General features: G+C 39.9%; 23 protein-coding genes and 1 riboswitch. Of the genes, 7 read left to right on the top strand and 16 right to left on the bottom strand.

Translation table 11 applies throughout. The features are described from left to right. Positions 1 to 130 precede the first annotated feature (130 nt). Together I3259_RS11185 and I3259_RS11180 are read right to left on the bottom strand one after the other, a co-directional pair. Positions 131 to 709, bottom strand: a complete 579-nt coding sequence (locus I3259_RS11185) for a thymidine kinase (RefSeq protein WP_238029697.1) — start codon at positions 707 to 709, stop codon at positions 131 to 133. 161 nt (positions 710 to 870) lie between these two features. Beyond that, positions 871 to 2,469 (bottom strand): Na+/H+ antiporter NhaC family protein, encoded by a 1,599-nt coding sequence (locus tag I3259_RS11180; protein ID WP_238029696.1) that lies wholly within the window; start codon positions 2,467 to 2,469, stop codon positions 871 to 873. 85 nt (positions 2,470 to 2,554) lie between these two features. Further along, positions 2,555 to 2,735: riboswitch (Lysine riboswitch) on the bottom strand. A gap of 360 nt (positions 2,736 to 3,095) precedes the next feature. Here I3259_RS11180 and I3259_RS11175 point away from each other — a divergent pair. Further along, positions 3,096 to 3,491, top strand: coding sequence for an H-NS family nucleoid-associated regulatory protein (locus tag I3259_RS11175; RefSeq protein WP_045183993.1), 396 nt, complete (start codon positions 3,096 to 3,098; stop codon positions 3,489 to 3,491). A gap of 235 nt (positions 3,492 to 3,726) precedes the next feature. Here I3259_RS11175 and I3259_RS11170 read toward each other — a convergent pair whose 3' ends face one another. Both I3259_RS11170 and I3259_RS11165 read right to left on the bottom strand, forming a co-directional pair. Continuing rightward, complete coding sequence (locus tag I3259_RS11170) at positions 3,727 to 4,695, bottom strand: lytic murein transglycosylase (RefSeq protein WP_238029695.1); 969 nt, start codon at positions 4,693 to 4,695, stop codon at positions 3,727 to 3,729. 7 nt (positions 4,696 to 4,702) lie between these two features. After that, complete coding sequence (locus tag I3259_RS11165; protein WP_238029694.1) at positions 4,703 to 4,981, bottom strand: YcgL domain-containing protein; 279 nt, start codon at positions 4,979 to 4,981, stop codon at positions 4,703 to 4,705. Between the two features lie 220 nt (positions 4,982 to 5,201). Here I3259_RS11165 and minC point away from each other — a divergent pair, with 220 nt between their 5' ends. The 3 genes from minC to minE are packed head-to-tail and all read left to right on the top strand — an operon-like array spanning position 5,202 to position 7,012. Next, entirely contained in the window at positions 5,202 to 5,906 is a 705-nt protein-coding gene (gene minC / locus I3259_RS11160; RefSeq protein WP_238029693.1) for a septum site-determining protein MinC, read from the top strand. A gap of 23 nt (positions 5,907 to 5,929) precedes the next feature. Continuing rightward, positions 5,930 to 6,742 (top strand): septum site-determining protein MinD, encoded by an 813-nt coding sequence (minD, locus tag I3259_RS11155; protein ID WP_238029692.1) that lies wholly within the window; start codon positions 5,930 to 5,932, stop codon positions 6,740 to 6,742. A 6-nt stretch (positions 6,743 to 6,748) separates the two neighbouring features. Beyond that, on the top strand, positions 6,749 to 7,012 hold the full coding sequence (gene minE, locus I3259_RS11150) for a cell division topological specificity factor MinE (RefSeq protein WP_238029691.1): 264 nt from the start codon (positions 6,749 to 6,751) through the stop codon (positions 7,010 to 7,012). Positions 7,013 to 7,069: 57 nt separating this feature from the next. Here minE and rnd read toward each other — a convergent pair whose 3' ends face one another. The 7 genes from rnd to I3259_RS11115 form a co-directional block, all read right to left on the bottom strand. Continuing rightward, positions 7,070 to 8,197 (bottom strand): ribonuclease D, encoded by a 1,128-nt coding sequence (gene rnd / locus I3259_RS11145; protein ID WP_238029690.1) that lies wholly within the window; start codon positions 8,195 to 8,197, stop codon positions 7,070 to 7,072. 158 nt (positions 8,198 to 8,355) lie between these two features. After that, positions 8,356 to 10,038: a long-chain-fatty-acid--CoA ligase FadD gene (gene fadD, locus I3259_RS11140; RefSeq protein ID WP_346015697.1), complete on the bottom strand. Its 1,683-nt coding sequence runs from the start codon at positions 10,036 to 10,038 to the stop codon at positions 8,356 to 8,358. 174 nt (positions 10,039 to 10,212) lie between these two features. Beyond that, a complete protein-coding gene (locus tag I3259_RS11135; RefSeq protein WP_238029688.1) occupies positions 10,213 to 11,091 on the bottom strand; it encodes an alpha/beta hydrolase in 879 nt (292 codons plus the stop codon). Positions 11,092 to 11,094: 3 nt separating this feature from the next. After that, positions 11,095 to 11,661, bottom strand: coding sequence for a Slp family lipoprotein (locus I3259_RS11130; RefSeq protein ID WP_238029687.1), 567 nt, complete (start codon positions 11,659 to 11,661; stop codon positions 11,095 to 11,097). Between the two features lie 117 nt (positions 11,662 to 11,778). Continuing rightward, positions 11,779 to 12,072, bottom strand: coding sequence for a hypothetical protein (locus tag I3259_RS11125; protein WP_238029686.1), 294 nt, complete (start codon positions 12,070 to 12,072; stop codon positions 11,779 to 11,781). A 75-nt stretch (positions 12,073 to 12,147) separates the two neighbouring features. Then, the gene (gene tsaB, locus I3259_RS11120; protein ID WP_238029685.1) at positions 12,148 to 12,849 is read right to left on the bottom strand and encodes a tRNA (adenosine(37)-N6)-threonylcarbamoyltransferase complex dimerization subunit type 1 TsaB; all 702 of its coding nucleotides are present in this window, start codon (positions 12,847 to 12,849) and stop codon (positions 12,148 to 12,150) included. Beyond that, on the bottom strand, positions 12,850 to 14,805 hold the full coding sequence (locus I3259_RS11115) for an ATP-dependent DNA helicase (RefSeq protein ID WP_238029684.1): 1,956 nt from the start codon (positions 14,803 to 14,805) through the stop codon (positions 12,850 to 12,852). A 227-nt stretch (positions 14,806 to 15,032) separates the two neighbouring features. On the opposite strand from I3259_RS11115, the gene purU reads away from it, so the two are divergent. Then, the gene (gene purU / locus I3259_RS11110; protein WP_238029683.1) at positions 15,033 to 15,866 is read left to right on the top strand and encodes a formyltetrahydrofolate deformylase; all 834 of its coding nucleotides are present in this window, start codon (positions 15,033 to 15,035) and stop codon (positions 15,864 to 15,866) included. A gap of 81 nt (positions 15,867 to 15,947) precedes the next feature. Here purU and I3259_RS11105 read toward each other — a convergent pair whose 3' ends face one another. Further along, positions 15,948 to 16,532 (bottom strand): VOC family protein, encoded by a 585-nt coding sequence (locus I3259_RS11105; protein ID WP_238029682.1) that lies wholly within the window; start codon positions 16,530 to 16,532, stop codon positions 15,948 to 15,950. 418 nt (positions 16,533 to 16,950) lie between these two features. Between I3259_RS11105 and argS the strand changes: the two genes are divergently transcribed. Further along, positions 16,951 to 18,681 (top strand): arginine--tRNA ligase, encoded by a 1,731-nt coding sequence (argS, locus tag I3259_RS11100; RefSeq protein WP_238029681.1) that lies wholly within the window; start codon positions 16,951 to 16,953, stop codon positions 18,679 to 18,681. A gap of 79 nt (positions 18,682 to 18,760) precedes the next feature. Here the strand turns inward: argS and I3259_RS11095 are convergent, their stop codons facing one another. Beyond that, entirely contained in the window at positions 18,761 to 19,366 is a 606-nt protein-coding gene (locus tag I3259_RS11095; RefSeq protein WP_238029680.1) for a DUF924 family protein, read from the bottom strand. Between the two features lie 142 nt (positions 19,367 to 19,508). Between I3259_RS11095 and I3259_RS11090 the strand changes: the two genes are divergently transcribed. Further along, on the top strand, positions 19,509 to 19,940 hold the full coding sequence (locus I3259_RS11090; protein ID WP_238029679.1) for an HIT family protein: 432 nt from the start codon (positions 19,509 to 19,511) through the stop codon (positions 19,938 to 19,940). Between the two features lie 67 nt (positions 19,941 to 20,007). On the opposite strand, the gene I3259_RS11085 is transcribed toward I3259_RS11090, so the two are convergent. The 3 genes from I3259_RS11085 to I3259_RS11075 are packed head-to-tail and all read right to left on the bottom strand — an operon-like array spanning position 20,008 to position 22,759. Continuing rightward, positions 20,008 to 20,250, bottom strand: a complete 243-nt coding sequence (locus tag I3259_RS11085) for a FeoC-like transcriptional regulator (RefSeq protein ID WP_238029678.1) — start codon at positions 20,248 to 20,250, stop codon at positions 20,008 to 20,010. Beyond that, entirely contained in the window at positions 20,247 to 22,532 is a 2,286-nt protein-coding gene (gene feoB, locus I3259_RS11080) for a Fe(2+) transporter permease subunit FeoB (RefSeq protein ID WP_238029677.1), read from the bottom strand. The genes I3259_RS11085 and feoB overlap by 4 nt, the downstream gene beginning before the upstream one ends. After that, entirely contained in the window at positions 22,532 to 22,759 is a 228-nt protein-coding gene (locus I3259_RS11075) for a FeoA family protein (RefSeq protein WP_105060630.1), read from the bottom strand. Before I3259_RS11075 ends, feoB begins: the two co-directional genes overlap by 1 nt. Positions 22,760 to 22,975: the final 216 nt, after the last annotated feature.

Genomic DNA, 22,975 nt, shown 5'->3' with positions numbered 1-22,975 from the left:
TAGGTTACAAACCATCCTTGAAGGATATGAGCTAGCTAAGTCTCTTGAACACAATAACTTGTGATCAAGAGACAGGCTAACTAAGCTGGCTTTTTGTTTCGCAATAATTACGTATTACGGGATAAAATAATTAACGACCTAATGCCTCTTTATAATGTAATCGACATACTGATACGTAACGAGTATTACCACCAATTTCAACTTGTTCACCATCAGCAATAGCACGACCCGTTTCATCTTGACGGATCACCATGTTTGCCTTGCGACCACAGTGACAAATTGTTTTTAGTTCAACTAACTTATCCGCCCACGATAATAAGTAACGACTACCTTCAAAAAGCTCACCTAAGAAATCTGTACGTAAACCGTAACATAACACCGGAATATCGAGTTTATCGACCACTTCCGTTAATTGATAAACCTGCGCTTTAGATAAGAACTGGCATTCATCAATTAATACGCAATCAATTTTACCTTTATCCGATAACGCTTTTAATCGTTCGAATAAATCATCTTCTGCATTAAATAGCTCAGCCTCTTCTTCTAAACCAATGCGAGAGCTGACTTTACCCACACCAAAACGATCATCAATCGCAGCAGTAAAAATAACGGGGGTCATTCCTCTTTCGCGATAATTAAACGAGGATTGTAATAATGTGGTCGATTTCCCTGCATTCATAGCAGAGTAATAGAAATACATTTGGGCCATGAGGATTCCCTAGTAATACGATTGGTTTAAAAAAACTGCGCCGATGCTACAGAAATTCACTCACAATGAAAAGTGATAGACTTAACAAGTACACATTAGTTACAAAAAAGCCCATATCCTTTTCATAAAAAGAGTATGGGCTTTAGAGAACAAAGATAAAATCAGCTTTTTACTGTTGGAACATAAGTACGTCGTGATAACCAAGCAAACAATACACAAACTATAATAAAAGTAATTATAGCCGCGATGAAGGCTACAGGTAATGAATCAGTCATACCTAGCACAAGAAAACCAATGGTAGAAACAAAGGCGACAGAAACCGCGTAAGGAAGTTGTGTTGCAACATGATCAATATGATGACAACGTGCCCCCGTTGAAGACAATATTGTAGTATCTGAAATCGGTGAGCAGTGATCACCAAATACAGAACCTGCTAATACACCCGCCAACATTGGTAGCATCAAGGTAATATCCGTTGCCCCAGCTAAATCACCAGCGATAGGTAACATAATGCCAAACGTGCCCCATGAGGTACCGGTTGAAAATGCCATCACTCCTGATAATAAAAATAAGATCATCGGTAATAACATAGGGTTAATATTCCCTTGTACGAGGGTTGATAAATACTGACCCGTTTTCATATCACCAATAACGCTACCAATACTCCACGCAAATAATAAAATTAAAATCGCACCAAACATGGATTTAGCACCAATCCATAACGTGCGAATAACTTCATTAAATGCAATACGCTGTCGAATGACTGGAATAATCGCGGCAACTAAGCCAAATAAACCACCAAGGCAAAGTGACTTACCCACATCGGTATTTTCAAACGCACCTAGCAGAACAAAAGATTTACCATCTGCTGCTAATGCTTGATAGCCTGTAAAAATCATAAAAAAGAACGTGGCAAATATTAAAATAACAATCGGCCAAATTAAATCGCCAACTTTACCTTTCGTGCTTTCAATAATTTCTAATTCATCTGTTAAATCTTTTGCTTGTTCATCAACATCACTGCCTTCATCAAATCCACGACAATGCATTGCTGCCATTTCATGTTTTTTCATTGGCCCAATATCCCATTGGAACCAAGACACAACAAAAACCATAGCTAAAGCAAAAATAGCATAGAAGTTCATTGGCGCTAGCGTTAAGAATGCGCTGAGTGGTGTATATTCAGTTACTCCATGGGTAACTAAAATGCCACCTATTAAAGTAATAATATAAGCACCCCAGCTTGATGCTGGCATTAGAACGCACATAGGTGCAGCTGTTGAATCCAATATATAAGCTAATTTAGATCGAGATACATAATAGCGATCTGTGACAGGACGAGCGATAGAACCCACAGCCAAACTATTAAAGTAATCATCAACAAAAATAAACACGCCTAAAAATGCAGCAAGCAGCTTCGCGCCTCTTTTCGTTTTAATCTTTGACTGTGCCCATTCAGCAAAAGCTCGAGTACCACCAGACAATGTTAACAATGCTGTCGTCATGCCTAATATAATGAGGAATAAAACAATACTCATATTCCAGGAATTAATCCCCCCCTCAGATATGAATAAGCTTTGTATTGTGCTACCTAAATAAGAAGCAGAATGATTAAATGAAAAGTCATTTAAATAAAGAGCTCCTAATACGATACCCGCACCAAGAGAAACTAACACACGCCGAGAAAGTATCGCTAACCCTAACGCAACAATAGGAGGGATAATGGATACTAATGAATGGGAGTAATCTACTAAATTCATGATCTCAAAGACAACCAAATTAGGTTGGAGATCTACTGGATAACATGGTAGCTAACCATATTTGAAGAACATCTTAGTTCTTCTCTTTCACAGTAGCGCTCCATAGTGAATATGATTATATACTATGGCAGTGTTGCACTTATTCAATACAACCCCAGAAAAAGGATTTGACGTCACTCTTACTTCGGCATTAGCTCCTTTCATTAACCGTCATTGGTTTCACCCTCTTGTTAATTACTATTAGATAATGCGCCTCTACCTTACATCAAGGTTGCGAACATTCTACGTAATGTTTCATTATTTGCAACAACATCACATGAAACATTTAACAACAAATCAAATACCATTGCTTTATAAATAAAAGTTATCTAATTATAGCTTCATTCATTAAATATTATGAACCTACGAGCAGATATGTTTCATTTTGTAACTATGTAATCCGCTATTAACCTACAATCCGATATTCGTATTTTTATAAAAATACGAGTATCGCTATTATTAACAATTAAGAATAAAGAATGTTTAAAGTGTTTTGACATAAAGAATAAAAGTATTACTATTGTAATAAATGATTCGACACTGCTATTATTATTTACAGTTAGTTAAAAATAACAGGAAATATAAAAATGTCTGATGCAATGAAAGCACTTTTAAACCTTCGTAGTCTTCGTGCGCTTTCTCGTGAATATACTTTAGAGCAACTAGAAGAAGCTTTAGAGAAATTAACTACCGTTGTTCAAGAACGTGCTGAAGCTGAAGAAGAAGAACAAGCAAAAGAAAATGAGCGTAATGAAAAATTAGCTCAATATCGTGAAATGCTATTAGCTGATGGTATCGACCCTGAAGAATTGTTAGCAAGCCTTTCAAAAGCACCAAAAGCGAAACGTGCTGCACGTCCAGCTAAATATAAATTCATCGATGAGAATGGTGAAGAAAAAACGTGGACTGGCCAAGGCCGTACACCAAGTGCATTAAAGCAAGCACTTGAAAATGGTAAATCTCTAGAAGAATTTGAAATCTAATTTACTACCATATATTCAGAAAGCTCAACTTAGTTGGGCTTTTTTTATACTTTCATAAAACAAAAAATTATAACTCCCTCATCTAAAAAGCATGCTTTGAAATTTCATAAAGGTATATCTAATAAAAACTTTATCTCACTTTGAAATATGAAAAACCATCTGAAAAATAAAAGTCAGACATTACCGCCTGACTTTTCATACAAATAGTTTAAACAATAGTTATTGATTATAACTATTAAATACGATCAGCGAGATGGCTGACAGCTAACGCAAAATAATGAGAACGATTCCATTTCATTAATGTCTGGTAATTTCCATAAACAAGGTAAGCACGCCCATGTTCATCATCGGGCTGAATCAACCACGCATCAATATCTTCTTTCGGTAAATTCCCACCACTAATAGTACGAACCCCCAATGTTTGCCATTGTGCTAACGTTTTGGTTTTTTCTACATCTGTACCTTTTAAATCAGCCGATAATGATGATGGGATCTTAACTTGACGTCCCCAAGTATATTTATCATTCCAACCTGATTTTTTGAGATAATTCGCAGCAGATGCAAAAACATCCGCTTTAGTATTCCAAATATCAGCTTTGCCGTCATTATTACCATCAACCGCAAAGGTTAAATAAGATGTTGGCATAAACTGGCATTGCCCCATTGCTCCAGCCCATGATCCTTTCATCTCATCAATAGTAATATGACCTTCTTGAAGTATTTGTAATGCCGCCATCACTTGTTTACGAAATAAAGCCTCACGACGTCCCTCATAAGCTAACGTAGTTAGTGCTTCAACAACATGATAATTACCCTGTAATTTACCAAAGTTACTTTCAACCCCCCACAACGCAACAATAAAGCGTGGCTGTACGCCGTATTCTTTACCTATACGTTCTAACGTTGTTTTATTCTCTTGATATAAACGTCGAGCTTGTTTAACTTTCCAATCAGGTACAGCACGTGGAATATATTGATCTAATGTTAACTTTTTCTCAGGCTGGTTTTTATCCGCTTTTACTGCGCGGTGAGTAAACGTAATACCTTTAAAAGCAGAATCGAGAATAGGCTCAGAAATACCATTACCACGCGCTTCTGCTTTTAGCTTATTTATATATGCGTTAAATCCTTCATCAGCAGCAAAAGCTGTTGAGGAAATCCCTAATCCTAAGGCCACAACGGCCGATATAAAACGCTTATGCATAATAACCTTAATTAACTCTGCCGGCTTTCTCGGCTTTATATTGATCCAATAAATTTGTCACAGGTGGTGGAACTTGAAGATAGAAACCTACAGTCTTTAATGCCTCTTTTACTTTTTCGACATTAGCCAAAGCTAACTTTCTACCCTCAAGCTTTATTACCATAACAAATTGCGGTTTACCAAATGTATTCATTAATACTTCAGGCACATCGGAGAAATCATCTTTCTTATTTACGTATAAATACGTGTTATCTTTTTTTAAGCTTTTATAGATTGCACACAACATTTCAATTCGCCTATTTGTTAAAGCTTATTCTTTCTGACAGCTATTTTAACGTATCATTCCTCGTTGGTTTATTTTTCACCATACAGGATGAGACTTTTGTCTGAATTTCCAACGTCAAAGCAAGGATAACTTGCCCCTAACTGCTAGGGAATATACCATGCAAGTACCTTTGTGATAATCAACAAGAATGGTTAATTTAAGCATTAACCATAATAATGCCATGACCAAGACAACTGAACTTAAAGGGAGCTCATTTACGCTCTCTGCTCTTCATTTAATTGATGGTGATATCAAAAAAGCAACTGATCACCTAAAAGAAAAAATTGAACTCGCACCTAATTTCTTTGCATCAGCTCCCGTTGTTATCGATATTTCTAATGCAGGTAAAGATATTAATTTCGAGCAATTAAAAGCAGCAATTGTCGACGCGGGCATGATTCCTGTAGGTATCAGCGGTTGTAAAGAACAAGCGTTACAAAATCAAGCAAAATCTGCTGGGTTTGCTATTATGAATGCCGCACGCACGGTGAAAGAAAAAACAGCAGCAGAATCTACTGAAGTAGAACCATCGTCTCAGCCTGTACAAGGTCGAGAATCCGCACTGATCGTTCGCACTCCAGTTCGTTCTGGTCAACAGATTTATGCTAAAAATCGTGACCTTATCATTCTCAATCATGTGAGTGCGGGCGCTGAAATTATTGCAGATGGTTGCATTCATATTTACGGTACGTTACGTGGTCGTGCATTAGCGGGTGCGAGCGGAGACTCAGAAGCGACAATTTTCTGTCAGAACTTGCAATCTGAACTAATTTCAGTTGCAGGAAACTACTGGCTAAGTGATAACATTCAGGATGAGTTCTGGGGCAAAGGTGTCGTAATTTCAATTGCTGATAATACGCTTAGCATCGAGCACCTGGCTTTATAAAGTTTTAATAAGGAATTGAGTAAATGGCACGAATTATCGTTGTTACTTCAGGTAAAGGCGGCGTTGGTAAAACAACTTCAAGCGCAGCCATTGCATCTGGCCTAGCATTATGCGGTAAAAAAACGGCGGTTATTGATTTTGATATTGGTCTACGTAACCTTGATCTCATTATGGGGTGTGAACGACGTGTCGTTTATGACTTCGTAAACGTGATTAATGGCGAAGCAAATCTGAACCAAGCATTAATTAAAGATAAGCGTGTTGATAACCTTTTTGTTTTACCTGCATCTCAGACTCGTGATAAAGACGCACTCTCTCGTGAAGGCGTTGAGCGTGTTTTAAATGACTTGGATAAAATGAACTTTGATTTCATTATCTGTGACTCTCCGGCAGGTATTGAAACAGGTGCTCTAATGGCACTTTACTTTGCTGATGAAGCGATTGTAACGACGAACCCTGAAGTCTCTTCTGTTCGTGACTCTGATCGTATTCTAGGTATTCTAGATTCTAAATCTCGTCGAGCAGAAGATGGTAAAGAAGCAGTAAAACAACACCTTCTTCTAACACGTTACAACCCAACACGTGTAACTCAAGGTGAAATGCTAAGCGTTCAAGATGTTGAAGAAATTTTACACATCCCTCTTTTAGGTGTTATTCCTGAAAGCCAAGCAGTACTAAACGCATCGAACAAAGGTGAACCGGTTATTTTCGATAAAGAATCTGACGCTGGTATTGCTTATGAAGATACTGTTGCTCGTTTATTGGGAGAGGATCGCCCATTTAAATTCTTAGAGGAAGAGAAGAAAGGCTTCCTAAAACGCTTATTTGGAGGCTAATGTAATATGGCACTGCTCGAGTTTTTCCGCCCGAAAAAGACAACCACAGCGAATGTAGCAAAGGAAAGATTACAGATTATCGTCGCTGAACGTCGTAGTGCTGGACAACCGGCTCCAGCCTACTTGCCTCAATTAAAGCAAGATATTTTAGATGTGATCAGTAAGTACGTTCAAATTGACCCAAATCAAGTATCTGTAAATCTTGATCATAAAGAGGAAGATTTATCCGTACTCGAACTTAACGTCACGTTACCTGACGAAGATCGTTAAGAAAGAAAAACCCGCAACAGCGGGTTTTTTCTTTTCTAGTACGTAGTAATAAAGCAATTAGGATTTTTCGTCTAATAACATTAATACCCGTTGCTCAAATAAATCACGACGCCAGTTCTTCAACATCTCTGGACGTTTTTCATCTCGACGTTGATATTTCCATGCCCAAGATAACACTTGGTGGATCTGTTTTTTAGAGGCTAAGAACTCAGGCGCTAAGCCCGTCTCTTTTTCAACATCCGTTACCACATCTTTGATGTATTTGACCATCTGCTTGTAGTGTGGAAAATCAACTAATCGCTCTATTTTCGCGGGATAATCTTGCGCTGCAATGCGATCGCAATCATGTACCATTTTCAATAAACGGTTACCGTGACGTTGGATCTCCATTGACTCAAAACCTTCTTTCTCAAGCCCTGCCCGTGATTTGATATTAAAACGCGCTAGTTTCCATAAATGTAATTCTTTGACAATGAAGTTTAATGCAATATCACGTTTCTGCGCTTCACGTACTCGCCACGCTGCCACTTTTTGCAAAACCGCAAGTTGCTGTGGATTTAGTTGCCACGCGTTTTTAATATCAATATATGCTTTTTCTGGATCAACAGGCTTAATACGACGTTGCATTACAGATTGGCATTCTTGTTGTAATGCTTCCATATAGCCACGCTCTTCCACCTTAGCTAACAAACGTTCAAACAACGGCTTTAAGTAATAAACATCTGCGGCTGCGTAATCAAGTTGTTTTGCAGTTAATGGACGCGCAAGCCAATTAGTACGCGCTTCGCCTTTATCAAGCTCAACACCAACGTATTCTTTCACTAATGCGCCAAAACCTGTTGAAATACCATGCCCAAGGAAAGCTGCCATTAATTGAGTATCAAACATTGGCGTCGGTAAACAACCAGCATGGTGCTGGAATACTTCAAGATCTTCACCACAAGCATGAAGTACTTTAATCACTGATTGATCACGTAACAGTGCCCATAACGGCTCCATGTCATCAATCTCTAATGGATCAATTAACGATAACTGCTCACCATCGAATAATTGAATCAAACCTAAACGCGGGTATAACGTGCGAGTACGGACAAATTCCGTATCTAGCATGACAGCAGAGTGCGCTCTAGCGGATTCACAACGCAGTCGTAATTGCTCTGTTGTTGTAATTATATCGAAGTTCACAAAATACCTTTTAGGTAAGAGCGGTTGTCACGCTCATAAAAATAAAGTTAATAAAATGCCGGCTAGTTGCCGGCATTTATAATATCGCGCTCTGTTGTTCAAGCAAACTTATCATCACGTGATGACGAGTTTTTTTACTTAACAGTGATTAACAACGTTTATTGTTGTGCTTTTTTATCAGACTCTTCACGCAATACACGACGTAGGATCTTGCCGACATTAGTTTTTGGCAAGTCGTCCATAAATTCAACAACTTTTGGTATCTTATAACCTGTTAAGTGCTGGCGACAATGAGCGATTAACTCATCTTTTGTTAGGCTCTGATCGCGTTTAACAACACAAAGCTTCACCACTTCACCTGATACTTCATGAGCTTGACCAATAGCGGCAACTTCAAGCACTTTATCGTGTAATGCAACGACATCTTCAATCTCATTCGGATAAACATTAAATCCAGAGACTAAGATCATGTCTTTCTTACGATCAACAATATGCAAGAAGCCGTCATCATCAAATTTAACAATATCACCTGTTGATAACCAACCATCATCAGTTAACACTTCTTTGGTTGCTTCAGGGTGTTGCCAGTAGCCTTTCATTACCTGAGGGCCACGAACTTGTAATTCGCCAATACCATCAACACCAACAATATTACCTTCATCATCGACCATACGAACTTCTGTTGAAGGTACAGGTAAGCCAATAGAACCGTTGTATTCTGTCAGATCGTAAGGATAAGCAGCCACCAATGGTGAACACTCTGTTAGACCGTAACCTTCAAGAAGGTAGTTACCTGTGATATTTTGCCATTTTTCTGCAACAGCGCGCTGAACAGCCATACCGCCACCGACAGAAAGACGTAAGTTGCTAAAATCTAATCCTTGGAACTCTTCGTTATTAATAAGTGCATTGAATAACGTATTTACACCTGTGATAGCAGTGAATTGGTAACGTTGAAGCTCTTTAACAAAAGTAGGAATATCACGAGGATTCGTGATCAATAAATTTTGACCACCCATCTCCATTAATAACAAGCAGTTTACTGTTAATGCAAACACATGATAAAGCGGTAATGCCGTAACAATTAACTCACGACCTTCGGTCAGTACTGGACCATACGCACCTTTCGCCTGCATGACGTTCGACACCATATTATGGTGCGATAAGATAGCGCCTTTCGCGACACCTGTTGTACCACCAGTGTACTGTAAGAAAGCCATGTCATCGCCAGTAATATACGGCTTAACATATTGCATTCGACGCCCTTTACGCAGTGCGATACGCATTGAAGTCGCATGTGGTAAATGGTACTTAGGCACCATTTTTTTAATATATTTAACAACGAAATTAACCAAAGTCCCTTTAGGGCGAGACAACTGATCGCCAAGGCTGGTTAAAATCACATTTTTAACACATGTATTTTTAACAACGGCTTCAAGGGTATGAGCAAAGTTAGACACAATAACAATCGCTTTTGCGCCAGAATCATTTAATTGGTGCTCTAACTCTCGTGGGGTGTATAACGGGTTTACGTTAACCACAACACAACCTGCACGTAAAATACCGAATAACGCGATAGGATATTGCAGTAAGTTTGGCATCATTACAGCAACACGGTCACCTTTTTGTAGCTTCAATTCATTTTGAAGGTAAGCTGCAAAGGCACGGCTACGCTCTTCCAATTTACGGAAGGTCATAACTTGTCCCATATTGATGAAAGCGGTTTGATCAGCATATTTGCGTACTGACTGTTCAAACATATCAACTAATGATGAATATGCATCCGGATTAATTTCAGCCGGTACATCATTCGGATAGCGGCTAAGCCAAACCTTATCCACTCGCATTCTCCTTATTATTAGACTGCTTTAATACCTATACAGCGATACAGGTAAATACTGTACGTATAAATCAAACAAGCGTTTATATCTCAATACAGTACATTTAACTTATAATTAACATCTTGCCAAATTAGCTGAGTAGAAACTTTGAACTTACTCATTGAAAAGCGAAGATTAATCTCTCTCGAGGGAAATAAAAGCCTTAATACAATTCGATACTGTATCTGGCTGTTCTAAATGGCAATGATGTCCCCCGACAATCACTACCTGTGAAAACTGTTGAAGCTTGTATTTATCCAGCGAATCATCACGCAGTTGAGGAAATCCATGACTTCCTACAATCGAATAAATGGGTGCTTCTATCGACGACATAATGGCTTGCGCTTGTTGTGGTGTCATCCGGTAGAGCGATTCACAACGTAGACGATGGTCATGCCGCCAGTACCACAACCCGTTACGCTTAACCGTTGCTCGCTTCACAACAGGCTCTAAACATGTCATGGGTAAGTCATTTACATTGGCACGTAATCGTAATGCTTCAGTAAAAGAACTCATTGCTCTTGCTTTACGGCGTTTAGAACTTTTACGGTATTGCTGTCGACTTTTAATCCCACTCTTTAATCGCTCAACCGTTTGTTCGGCCTCTTCCACTAATGGCGACAAGCCTTCAATTAATACCAACTTATCTATTGATTGAGGATAAGCAGCGCTATAACAACTGGCAATAATCGCACCTAATGAGTGACCAACAAGACACACGCGCGTAGCAGGAAGCTGCATAATGACTTGGTGTAAATCATCAATATAATCGAAAAAGTGATAATAATTATCCCCACTTCGAGAATGTGATAAACCATGTCCAGGTAAATCAATGGCAACAATATTAAAATCTTTCTCTAGTCGTTGCCAAAGTGATGAAAACGTCGCAGCATTATCTTGCCAACCATGAATAAATAACAACACGGGTTTGTTATTCTCTAACGGCGACGATAATGAGAAATTGGCCAGTCCCGCTAGTTCTAATTCAGCAAGCTTGAATGTTATTGCTTCCATGACTTACATTATCACTCTATCAACCACGCGCCCTTGAATGCCAAACGGCGGCATAAAGTAATCATCGCCCCAAAATCCACAGTTAATGCCAATACAACGATTAAATCGCATTGGTGTTTCCATTTGAATTTGTTGCTGTACTTGCCAAATTTGCTCACCTGAAACATTTACCACAGGAAAAGTATAATCGTACTGTCCAACTTTACCTTTTTGCATTCCAGTATATTGCCCGACAACTGTCAGTAAACGTCCTTTGGCATACTCCATAGGATCAAGAAATCCAGGTACATTCGCAATAAATCTACCTTGGGGTTTACTGTTCAATATTGGTCTACCGTCAGAGGTTAACGGCAATGCGACAATTTCAACGCGTGTTTGCTTTGCTTCATTTTTAATTGAAGCAATAATGCCTCCTAACCTGACTTCCTGATGTTGCATTACAGTAGGATGCTCGGCGATAACGCGTAAATCCGTGATAGGATTTTTCGTTTTGGTCTGCAAGCTGGCTGGAACACTGGCGCAGCCTACCATAAAGATTAATATCAGCCCAAGAAATAGCGTGCGAAACATATAAAACCTCTACATAACTGTTCAATATAACAGCAAAAGTAATTATTTACGCATAGTCTACTGACACGTTAAATTAACGTGCTAACGATGAGAATAATAAGGAAAGTATTAGTTGGTTTAAACAACCATATTGATACCGATAAGATCGGAAAGTTGTTCTTTTCTACTATGCTGCATGACATCCATATACATAGATAATGCCTTCTGATGTTTTCCATCAGGGCGATCATACTGTAATTGACGATATTCTTGACTAGCCCACTCTGAGTGTTGCGTTGCCGATAACGATGATAAAGCAAACGTTGATGAAACCGCATCACTTGAAGTACTAGCTTTCGTACTGGAGGTTTGTGAAGCTGAACTGAATGGTTTTGATGGTAATGATATAACACCATGATTGATAGTAACCATAATCCCCTCTCATCATTCATTTAAAAATTAGGCTAAAGAAAAAGTAGCAGCGCCAGCTACTACTCTTTTACTTAATTATTCGCGACCTGGCAGTTTTTTCCATGTCACGGTATCACGTAAATACACAGGGCTTGCTATTTCTGCGCTAACACTTTCACCACGAGCAAAAGCAAATTTCGCTAGGTGCACCATGTCTTGTGAATCAGGATATAACACCGAGCCCTGCTGCATTTCAAAAGGTAGCTTACCTAGAGTATCAGCATACACTTCCCAAGCTGTACCCGCTGTTAACCAAATACCAGATTCGGTCTGAACAGATTCAACTAAAGCCTCAGGCACAATCACCTGCTCTGCACCGATAATTTGCCAATCACCATCCGTTTTACGCTGGTACTGCCCCCAATAGATTTCACCCATACGAGCATCAATAGCTGATAATACATTGTCAGCCTGATGGACACGGTATGTACCTTGCGCCATTGCAGCCAGTGTAGAAACACCAACCATAGGTAAATCAGCACCAAATGCTAAGCCTTGCGCAATACCGATGCCAATACGCACACCAGTAAAACTCCCCGGACCTTGACCATAGGCTAATGCATCAAGTTGCTTTAACTTGATGCCAGCTTCAGCCAGAACAGTATCCACCATTGGCAAAATTTTTGTTGTGTGCTCACGTGGCGCATATTCACAACGAGAGATAACTTCATTACCCATTAATAGGGCAACAGAACAATTTTCAGTTGCAGTATCAACTGCCAAAATTTTGGTGCTCATTCAAGCCTCTGAATGTTGGTTGTCATCTTCAATAACATCATTGTTATTAATAGTAGACAAAAAGTCACTAACCCCTTCAACACTGCGTGTTCGAGGGATTGGCGGTAAGCTTCGTAAAAATACAGCGCCATAATGCCTTGTTACTAATCGGTTATCACAAATGATCAGAGCGCCTTTGTCTTTAGTATCACGGATCAAGCGCCCAACACCCTGCTTTAAAGTGATCACCGCATCAGGTACTTGGACATCGGCAAAAGGATCACCACCACGCATGCGACAATCTTCAATACGTGCTTTTAATAACGGGTCATCTGGTGCTGTAAACGGTAATTTATCAATGATAACACAGCTAAGGGCTTGCCCTCTAACATCAATCCCTTCCCAGAACGCCCCTGTTGCCACTAATAATGCATTACCATGAGCCAAATACTCATTAAGTAACTTTTGTTTGGTTGTTTCACCTTGCGCTAACACGGGTAAATTAAGCTTTTCACGAAATCCTTCAGCAAGATCGCGTACCATTTGGTGAGAGGTACACAAGAAAAAACAACGACCATTATTTGCTTCAATCACAGGTGCCAACATCTCAACCAATTTATTAGCGAGACCATAACTATTAGGTTCAGGTAAATGGCGAGGCACACACAATAGCGCTTGCTCGTTATAATCAAACGGACTTTCAAGCGAAAATTGTTGCTTTGGCTCTAACCCTAGACGATGACTAAAATGGGTGAAATTTTCATCAACTGCTAAAGTGGCTGAAGTGAAAATCCATGCCCCTTTTTGCTCAGCCATTTGCTCTTTAAATTTATCCGCTACAGAGAGCGGCGTGATATTTAAACTAAACTGGCGCGGCGTACATTCATACCAATAGGAATAGCCTGTAATTGCAGTATCTGATACTCGTTTTAGTTTGGCTTTTAGCGTTGCTGCACGTTCAAAGGCTGCATCTAATAATTGGCTTCGACCTAATGCCAGCTTGAGTACATCGTAGGTAAGATCTAACGCATCTGACAATCGAGTTAATTCACGTTGAACAGTGGGTGTTTGCGAAGCTTCTCGCCAGTTCCCCCGAAATCCGGGATCACCTAAAATGATTCGCATTTCAAACGCAGCTTGCTGTAATCTGTCTGCCGTTTTTTGTAGTTGGCGCATATCACGCGCTTCTGTGCGATAGCCAATATCAATATCTTTCGCGAGTTCAATTAATTGGCGACTGGTTAGACTCTGGCCAAAGTACTGACTGGCAATATCAGGCATTTGGTGGGCTTCATCAAAGATAAACACCTCAGCTTCTGGAATTAATTCACCAAAACCTGTTTCTTTAATGGCTAAATCAGCCAAGAATAAATGGTGATTCACCACCACAACATCGGCTTCCATTGCTTTGCGACGTGCTTTAACGACAAAGCAATCATCATACGAGGGACACTCACGGCCTAAGCAGTTATCATTGGTAGAGGTAATTAACGGAATAACGGGGCTATCTTCTGCGATATCTTCACATTCACCAAAATCACCACTTTTTGATGATGAAGACCATTGTCGAATTTTAACCAACTGCGTTAATAACGTCGGATCGGATTCCACATCATGGCTTTCTATCACTTGGCGATTCAAACGATCCACACATAAATAGTTTGCTCGCCCTTTTAACAACGCGACACGCCCCGTAAAGCCAATCGCATCAGCCATTAATGGCAAATCACGGTGAAATAATTGCTCTTGAAGGTTTTTAGAGCCTGTACTGATAATAGTTTTCTTACCACTAAGCAAAGCGGGGATCACATAAGCAAAGGTTTTGCCTGTACCCGTTCCGGCTTCAACCACCAGCTGAGACTCATGTTTGATTGCGTCAGCCACAGCATTCGCCATATCTATTTGAGGTTGACGAGCCTGAAAACCAGGGATGGCTTTATCTAATGCGCCACCAGAGGCAAAAAACTTTGTTATCATCTACTTCGCACTATTGGTTATATATACAGTATTCATTATGCCAATTATCCTAGTTCTCGACTAGTCTTCTATCCTCTCATTACGAAAATTAACAACATCACTTTCTTATTAATAACATCACCTAACAAATAAATACTTTGACCATAAGGTTAAATCTAGGTAATAGTTAATTAAGATCTTTGTAACACGCAATGTATTATATGCGTGAATCGCAGTCAGGAAACGACATGGAAAAGAAAACACTCCTCACGGAATGCCCAGATGAAATGGGACTAATCGCCAAAATTACCAACATTTGTCATAAGCACCAACTAAATATTATCAACAATAAAGAATATGTTGATAACACTCATAATCAATTTTTCATGCGTACCGAGCTTGAAGGCTATTTTAATGATACAACCTTCCTCGCAGATATTGATCATGCTTTACCTAAAGGTAGCAAACGTCGCTTAATCAGTTCTGATCGCAAGAAAGTAGTGATCATGGTGACAAAAGAAGCACACTGCTTAGGTGATATTCTTGTTAAAGCCTTCGATGGTTCATTAGATATCGACATTGCTGCGGTTGTTGGTAATTACGACACTCTACAAGGGCTAACGGAAAAGTTTGATATCCCGTTCCATCATGTTTGCCATGAAGGATTAAGCCGTGAAGAGCACGAGACAAAACTATTAGAAGCGGTACAACAGTATCAACCAAATTACGTGGTACTGGCGAAATATATGCGCATTTTAACCCCTAATTTTGTTGCTCAATTCCCTAATAAAATCATCAACATTCATCACAGCTTCTTACCAGCATTTATTGGCGCGAAGCCTTATCAACAAGCCTTTGAACGTGGTGTGAAAATCATTGGTGCAACCGCTCACTTTGTCACTAACGATCTTGATGAAGGGCCTATCATTACCCAAAACGTCATCCCTGTTGATCATAGTTTCAGTGCAGTTGAAATGGCAAAGTCTGGTCGTGATGTAGAAAAATCTGTACTCAGTAAAGCATTAGGTCTTGCGGTAGACGATCGTATTTTTGTCTATGGTAACCGCACGGTTATTTTATAATCAGAAAAATACACTAGTAACCAAACTCGCGTAGTAATCTTTGGGTATTACTACGCTTTTTATTATTCGTATTTACAGCAACTATGCTTGTTCACTTTCTAATACTGCTTTTAACGAGTGTCCGTGTAATTTAATACATACCCCATCACGTTTAAACGCAAAAGTAGGATTCGCTAAACGTTCATCTTCACCTGATGGTGAACTGGCTTTGACTTTGATCCCCTTCGCACCTAACCCATCCCAATCTAATTGTGGTAATTTTTCTAGTAAATCTGCTTTTAATTCTTCAATCGTTTTTGCACTGGATGGCACCACAAACTCAATATGCTCCCAGCCCTGTTGCGGATAAACTTTATCACTCGGATAAGGCAACTCTAACGCTTCGATTGTCCAGCCATCGACGGCTAATGGCTGTTCAAACCCAATAATCACAATAGGACGACCATTGATCATATTGTTAGACCATTCTTCACCATAACTCAGCCAGGCTTGATGTAACTGTTGCGCCACGTATTGATCATTGACACGTAATGCAATGTGATCGGCTTGGTAATCAGCCAGTGAAATCCCTAAATCATCAATCAATGCATTAATCGCTTTCATAAACTCAGGTAACTGCGCAAGCATCTGCGTTGGGTGAAGATTATATTGTTTAAGCTTGTGCATAAATTAATCCCATTATTGATGGCTATAACTATAATTAGACGAAGTGAATAATTATCCATTTTTCGTGATTTAATGAAACATGAATTTAACGCACTTCATTCTCAATACAATAGCGTGTTACACATTATTTACCCATAACAAAAAAAGTTTAAAAAAAAACGTAAACAATGGGTTTTTCCAGTTGCCAAAGTACCTCCATCTGTGGGTATTATTAGGACAATACCTACTACGTATTCAAGACTTCGGTGCATATTTAGATATTCGCGACCCCGTCAAAAATACTCACGTTAAATATTTGATTTACTTATGTTGTCATTTTGTTTTATTTCGTGATTATTTTTGACGGTGATCTTGTAATACGTAGACATTTTTGCCTTTTATTAATAATTGGCGTTACAAATGATTTAAGGATCAGCGTGTGAACATTCAAGCACTTATTAACGATAAAGTATCTCAGGCTTTAGAAGCCGCTGGCGCACCTGCAGGCAGCCCAGCCGCAGTTCGCCAATCAGCTAAAGCGCAGTTTGGTGATTACCAAGCGAACGGTGTTATGGGCGTAGCAAAGAAACTAGGTACTAATCCACGCGAATTCGCACAAAAAGTTATCGACTGCTTAGAGCTAGATGGTATTGCTGAGAAAGTTGAAATTGCAGGCCCAGGCTTTATCAACATTTTCCTAAACAAAGCATGGTTAGCAGAACGTGGCGAAGAAGCACTGAAAGATGAGCGTCTAGCCGTTAATACTGAAACAGCACAAAACATTGTTGTTGACTACTCAGCGCCAAACGTTGCAAAAGAGATGCACGTAGGCCACTTACGCTCAACTATCATCGGTGATGCTGTTGTACGTACTCTTGAATTTTTAGGCCACAATGTTATCCGAGCTAACCACCTAGGTGACTGGGGTACGCAATTCGGTATGCTTATTGCTAACATGCAGCGTAAAGAGCAAGAAGGCACTGATGTTTCTATGAACATCAGCGATCTTGAAGGCTTCTACCGTGAATCTAAAGTACTTTACGATGAAGACGCTGAGTTCGGTGAAACTGCGCGTAACTTCGTTGTTCGCCTACAAAGCGGTGACGAGTACTGCTTAGAGAAGTGGAAGCAACTTGTTGAGATCACACTAAAGCAGAACCAACGTAACTACGATCGTCTAAACGTGTCGCTAACTGATGACAACGTAATGGGCGAATCTATGTACAACGACATGCTACCTGGCGTTGTTGCAGATCTTAAAGAAAAAGGTCTAGCAGTAGAGAGCGACGGTGCAACAGTTGTTTACCTAGACGAATACAAAAACAAAGACGGCGAGCCTATGGGTGTGATCATCCAGAAGCGTGACGGCGGTTACCTATACACAACTACCGACATCGCTTGTGCTAAGTACCGTTACGAACAACTACATGCGGATCGCGTGCTTTACTTCATCGACTCACGTCAACACCAACACCTAATGATGGCTTGGGAAATCGTACGTAAAGCGGGTTACGTGCCAGAGAGTGTATCTCTAGAGCACCACGCATTCGGTATGATGCTAGGTAAAGACGGTCGTCCATTTAAGACTCGTGCCGGTGGTACAGTTCGTCTAGCTGATCTACTTGATGAAGCAGAAGAGCGTGCTAACAAGCTAATCGAAGAGAAGAACCCTGAACTAAGTGCTGAAGAGAAAGCAAACATTGCACAAACTGTTGCTATGGCTGCAGTTAAGTACTCTGATCTTTCTAAGCACCGTACGACAGACTACATCTTCGATTGGGACAACATGTTGGCATTCGAAGGTAACACTGCACCATACATGCAGTACGCATACACTCGTGTAGCATCTATCTTTAAGCGTGCGAACGTTGAGCTAGCAGATCTTACTCAACCTATCGTTATCACTGACGAAAAAGAGCAAGCACTACTGTCTAAACTACTTCAATTCGAAGAAGCTGTTCAATCTGTAGCGCGTGAAGGTCAGCCACACCTAATGTGTACTTACCTATTCGAACTTGCAGGTATGTTCTCTAGCTTCTACGAAGCATGCCCAATCCTTAACGCTGACGAAGCAACCAAGCAAAGCCGTTTGAAGCTTGCATTGCTAACATCAAAAACTATCAAACAAGGTCTAGATCTTCTTGGTATCGAAACACTAGAGCGTATGTAATTCACATTCCTCTTTACATTGAAAAGCCTTCCATCTGGAAGGCTTTTTTATATCTGACGATTAAGTAACACGACTAAAATTATTGTCCAAATCGCTGACCACCGTCGTTGAGCCAAGCAAGTTCGCCCTGAGTTGATAAGCGTCCTTGTACTGCGTTACGGTAAGGAAAACGACCAAACTGTTTAATCACCTCAAAGTGGCTTTTCGCATAGTTATAAAAGCCGTCAAAAAGCTCACTATTTTCAGCTGAAGTACATTCTGTTAATTGCTTAAAACGGAATACGCTCTCTTCTTGATCTTCTAAATCTTCAGCATGCTCTAGTGGTAAATAGAAGAATACACGCTCAATTGCCGTTAATTCCATATCTTGATTTAACGCTAAGCCACGTTTACATAGTGCTAAAGCTAATGAATCGTAACGGAACGCCGCACTTAAACCTCGATAAATATTACGGCTAAATTGATCCAATAAGATGATCAGAGCTAAACGTCCTTTCGCTGTTTCACACCAATGATTGAGATCTCCTTTACCCGCTTTACTTACCCATGACTGAAAATGCTCTTTGATATAAGCATCAACCTCATCACCGCCTAAAAACCAAAGCGAGTGTTTATTTTCTCTTGTCACTTCACCATCAAGTTCGCCAAACCAATAATCGAGTACAAACTGATATTCGCTTGCCATACATAGCCTCACAATAAATTCGTGTAATTAACAAAATGTTAGAGAATACGTTAAGGATAATACCAATAAGCTGGAATTAGGCATACTATGATAACTATTGCTCTGGCTTGTGAGCCATAATGTACCATTAAGGAATAATTACATGCATTTCACTCTTCATCCTCGTCTAGAATCAGATACTACAGTGCTTGGTGACTTTCCTCTTTCTCGTGTTTTACTATCAAAAGAAGCTTTAGGCCCGTGGATTATCCTTGTTCCTCGTGTTGACGAACTACGTGAGATCCACCATCTACCAGAACAAGATCAATTTCAACTAATGCGTGAATCCAGTGCAGTTGCTACTTTGCTAGAAAATGATTATCAAGCAGAAAAAATTAATGTTGGTGCATTAGGTAATTTAGTTCCACAGCTGCATTTACACCACATTGCACGATTTAGTGATGATATTGCATGGCCAGGCCCAATTTGGGGTAACACTGATGGCATCCAACGTAGTGATGAATTACAAGCAGCATTAGCAGAAGAGTTACGTGCAGAGCTAAGTCAAATTGAAGGCTTTAACGCAATCAGTTAATAACTTAAAAACATAGATAAACAAAAAGGCAGCTCGTAAGCTGCCTTTGTTTTATCTCATGGTGTGATTATCGCATCACCGTGATGGAAAGCTCGTTATCAGCAAGACAACGATACCAAACCTCTTTGGCGGTTTGGCAGCAATCTGTAGTATCGCAGCCAACCAACTCTCGTCCAACAGAACCTTTACGGATCCAAACCTCAAGCATCGCTTCAACCCCGTCTTCCGACATTCCGAAGTGTTGCGAAAGCTGTTTACGACTCACTCGTCCATGCTGTTCAATGTATTGTTTTAGCTGCTGTAAGATCATTCTACTAACAAGCCTTCAAGGTTAGTTTGCTTTTTCCCTTCTCGTTTCAACAACAGGAAGATACCGCCATTAATCAAGACGAAGAAGCCAATCCAAAATGCACTCGTTGCAGGATGATCAACAAAGTGAGCAATTTGGTAGAACCAAGTAGCAAACGAGTAAGCCATTAACATAGTCCAACCTGCAATAAACAGAGCAAACTTCTGACCAAATTCACGTACATAAGCACCCATTGCAGCCGCACATGGTGTGTAAAGCAGAATGAAAATCAAATATGCCATTGCTGCTGCACCACTTACGAAGTGCGCTTGAATGTTACCGTATACAGATTCGTTAACACCTTGCTCTTCAGCAACGGCTTGTTTGTTTTCTAAATCACCAACTTCGATACCCAGTGGATCGCTAAAGCTTAATGCTGCTAGGTTATCACCAACCGATTGAATCGCTTCTTTTAAGCTAGCAACAAGGTTGTATTCTTCATTGCTATCATCTGTTGCTGGTGCGTATAAGCTGTTTAGCGTACCTACAACGGCTTCTTTTGCGAAAATACCCGTAATGATACCAACTGTTGCAGGCCAGTTATCCGCTTTCACGCCAATAGGCTCAAGCACAGGCGTTACCACTTGTGATGCTTTAGATAGCACAGAGTTAGATGTATCTTCGTTACCGAATGAACCATCAGTCCCTAATGAGTTAAAGAAGCTTAATACCGCCACAACGACAACGATGGTTTTACCAGCACCAAATACAAAGCGCTTTAGCTTTTGCCAAGTTTTGATCACAACGTTACGAATAGTTGGTAATTCGTAGTTTGGCATTTCCATGATAAAGCTATCACTAGAGCCTGGGTAAAGCGTTGAACGTAAAATAAGACCCGTCATCACTGCTGCCACAATACCTAATAGGTACAGTGCAAATACCACATTCTGACCATTTTCAGGGAAGAATGCTGCTGCAAACAATGCATATACCGGTAAACGTGCGCCACATGACATAAACGGTGCCATTGCCGCAGCAAGTTTACGCTCACGCTCTTGCTCTAGAGTACGTGTCGCCATGATCGCAGGTACGTTACAACCAAAGCCAAGCACTAGGGGAACAAATGCTTTACCCGGCAAACCTACTTTTTGCATCACTTTATCAAGAACAAACGCAGCACGTGCCATGTAACCTGAGCTTTCAAGAACCGCAAGGAATAAGTACAAACATGCAATCACAGGAATAAAGGTTGCAACTGTTTGGATACCACCACCGATACCGTTGGCAATAATTGTTACTAACCATACAGGCAAGTGATCGTCTAATAGATGATGGCCACCATCAACTAATAACGCACCAAAGCTAATATCAAAGAAATCAATAAATGCACTACCAATGTTTATCGCAAACATAAACATCACGTACATTACTAAGAAGAAAAATGGGATACCAACAAAGCGGTTCAGTAATACACGGTCAATTTTATCCGTTAAGCTGTTACTTAAACGACCTTCTTGACGACGCACTTTTTGACATAACTGATGTAAGAAGGTGTAACGTACATCAGCCACTTGAATATCAGGATCAACAGTATTCAATAAATTCGCACGTAAACCACATGCTGTCGCTTTATCTTCATCAGATAGCGTATTGATCACTAAAGTATCATTTTCTAATACACGGATACCTTGTGCACGAGCATTTAGCTTATCGTTATGTTTGAACAACGGTGCTAATTGACTCACAGCTTGCTCAAAATCTTGACCATAATCGAGCTCAAACTCGTTAACCACAACACCTTGCGTTAACATCTTGTGTAGCTTAGTTTTGAACTCTGCAATACGTTCCATGTTGTTAGCAGATAATGCTAATACAGGACAACCCAGTGCTTTTTCAAGCGCCTTAATATCTAGCACCTGACGCTGACGTTTAAGTACGTCCATTTTATTAAGCACGACTACCATTGGACGACCTAGCTCACGGAGCTGTAGCGTCATGTATAAACTACGCTCTAAGCTCGATGCATCAACAACGTTGATAATCACATCCGCAGGCGTGGTTAAAATTGCACGTGAAGCAATAGCCTCATCAAGGCTGTTAGCATCATTTGCACTATCAAGGTTGTAGATACCTGGAAGATCGGTCAGGGAGAAATCATCGCCATTATGTTGGTATCGACCTGTTTTCTTCTCAACCGTTACACCAGCCCAGTTACCTACTTGCTGTTTAGCGCCTGTTAAACCATTAAATAGAGTCGTTTTACCACTATTGGGATTACCAACAGTCAGAATATTGTATTGCATTACAGCGCCTCAACCTCGATATTTTCTGCAATTTGCTTACGTAAAGCGATATCAACACCACGCACACGTACTTGAAGCGGATCACCCAAAGGTGCCACACGAACAACGGTAATCTCTGTTCGAGGTAGTAACCCCATAACCATTAATTTTTTGCGCGTCGCTGAGGGTAACGCAGACATATTAATGACGGTCCCACAGTTTCCGCATGACATCTCTGACAGCTTCATAGTAAATCGTTACCTTAATAAGAATTATTAGCATTTCTGATTCGAATTTTACATATTGATATATTTCATGTCTTGTTATAAATCAAAAAAATATTTCTTTTTTGCCATTTTATATTTTAAATACGACAAAAAAATACCGAAAACACTGGCAATACAACAACTTAATTCCACACAGGAATATATGGGTTTTTTAATTAATTAAATTCAATAATCAAA

It is taken from the genome of Photobacterium sp. Ph5, from assembly GCF_022129445.1.
Taxonomy (GTDB): Bacteria; Pseudomonadota; Gammaproteobacteria; order Enterobacterales; family Vibrionaceae; genus Photobacterium.
This window is presented reverse-complemented; position numbering and strand designations above follow the sequence as displayed.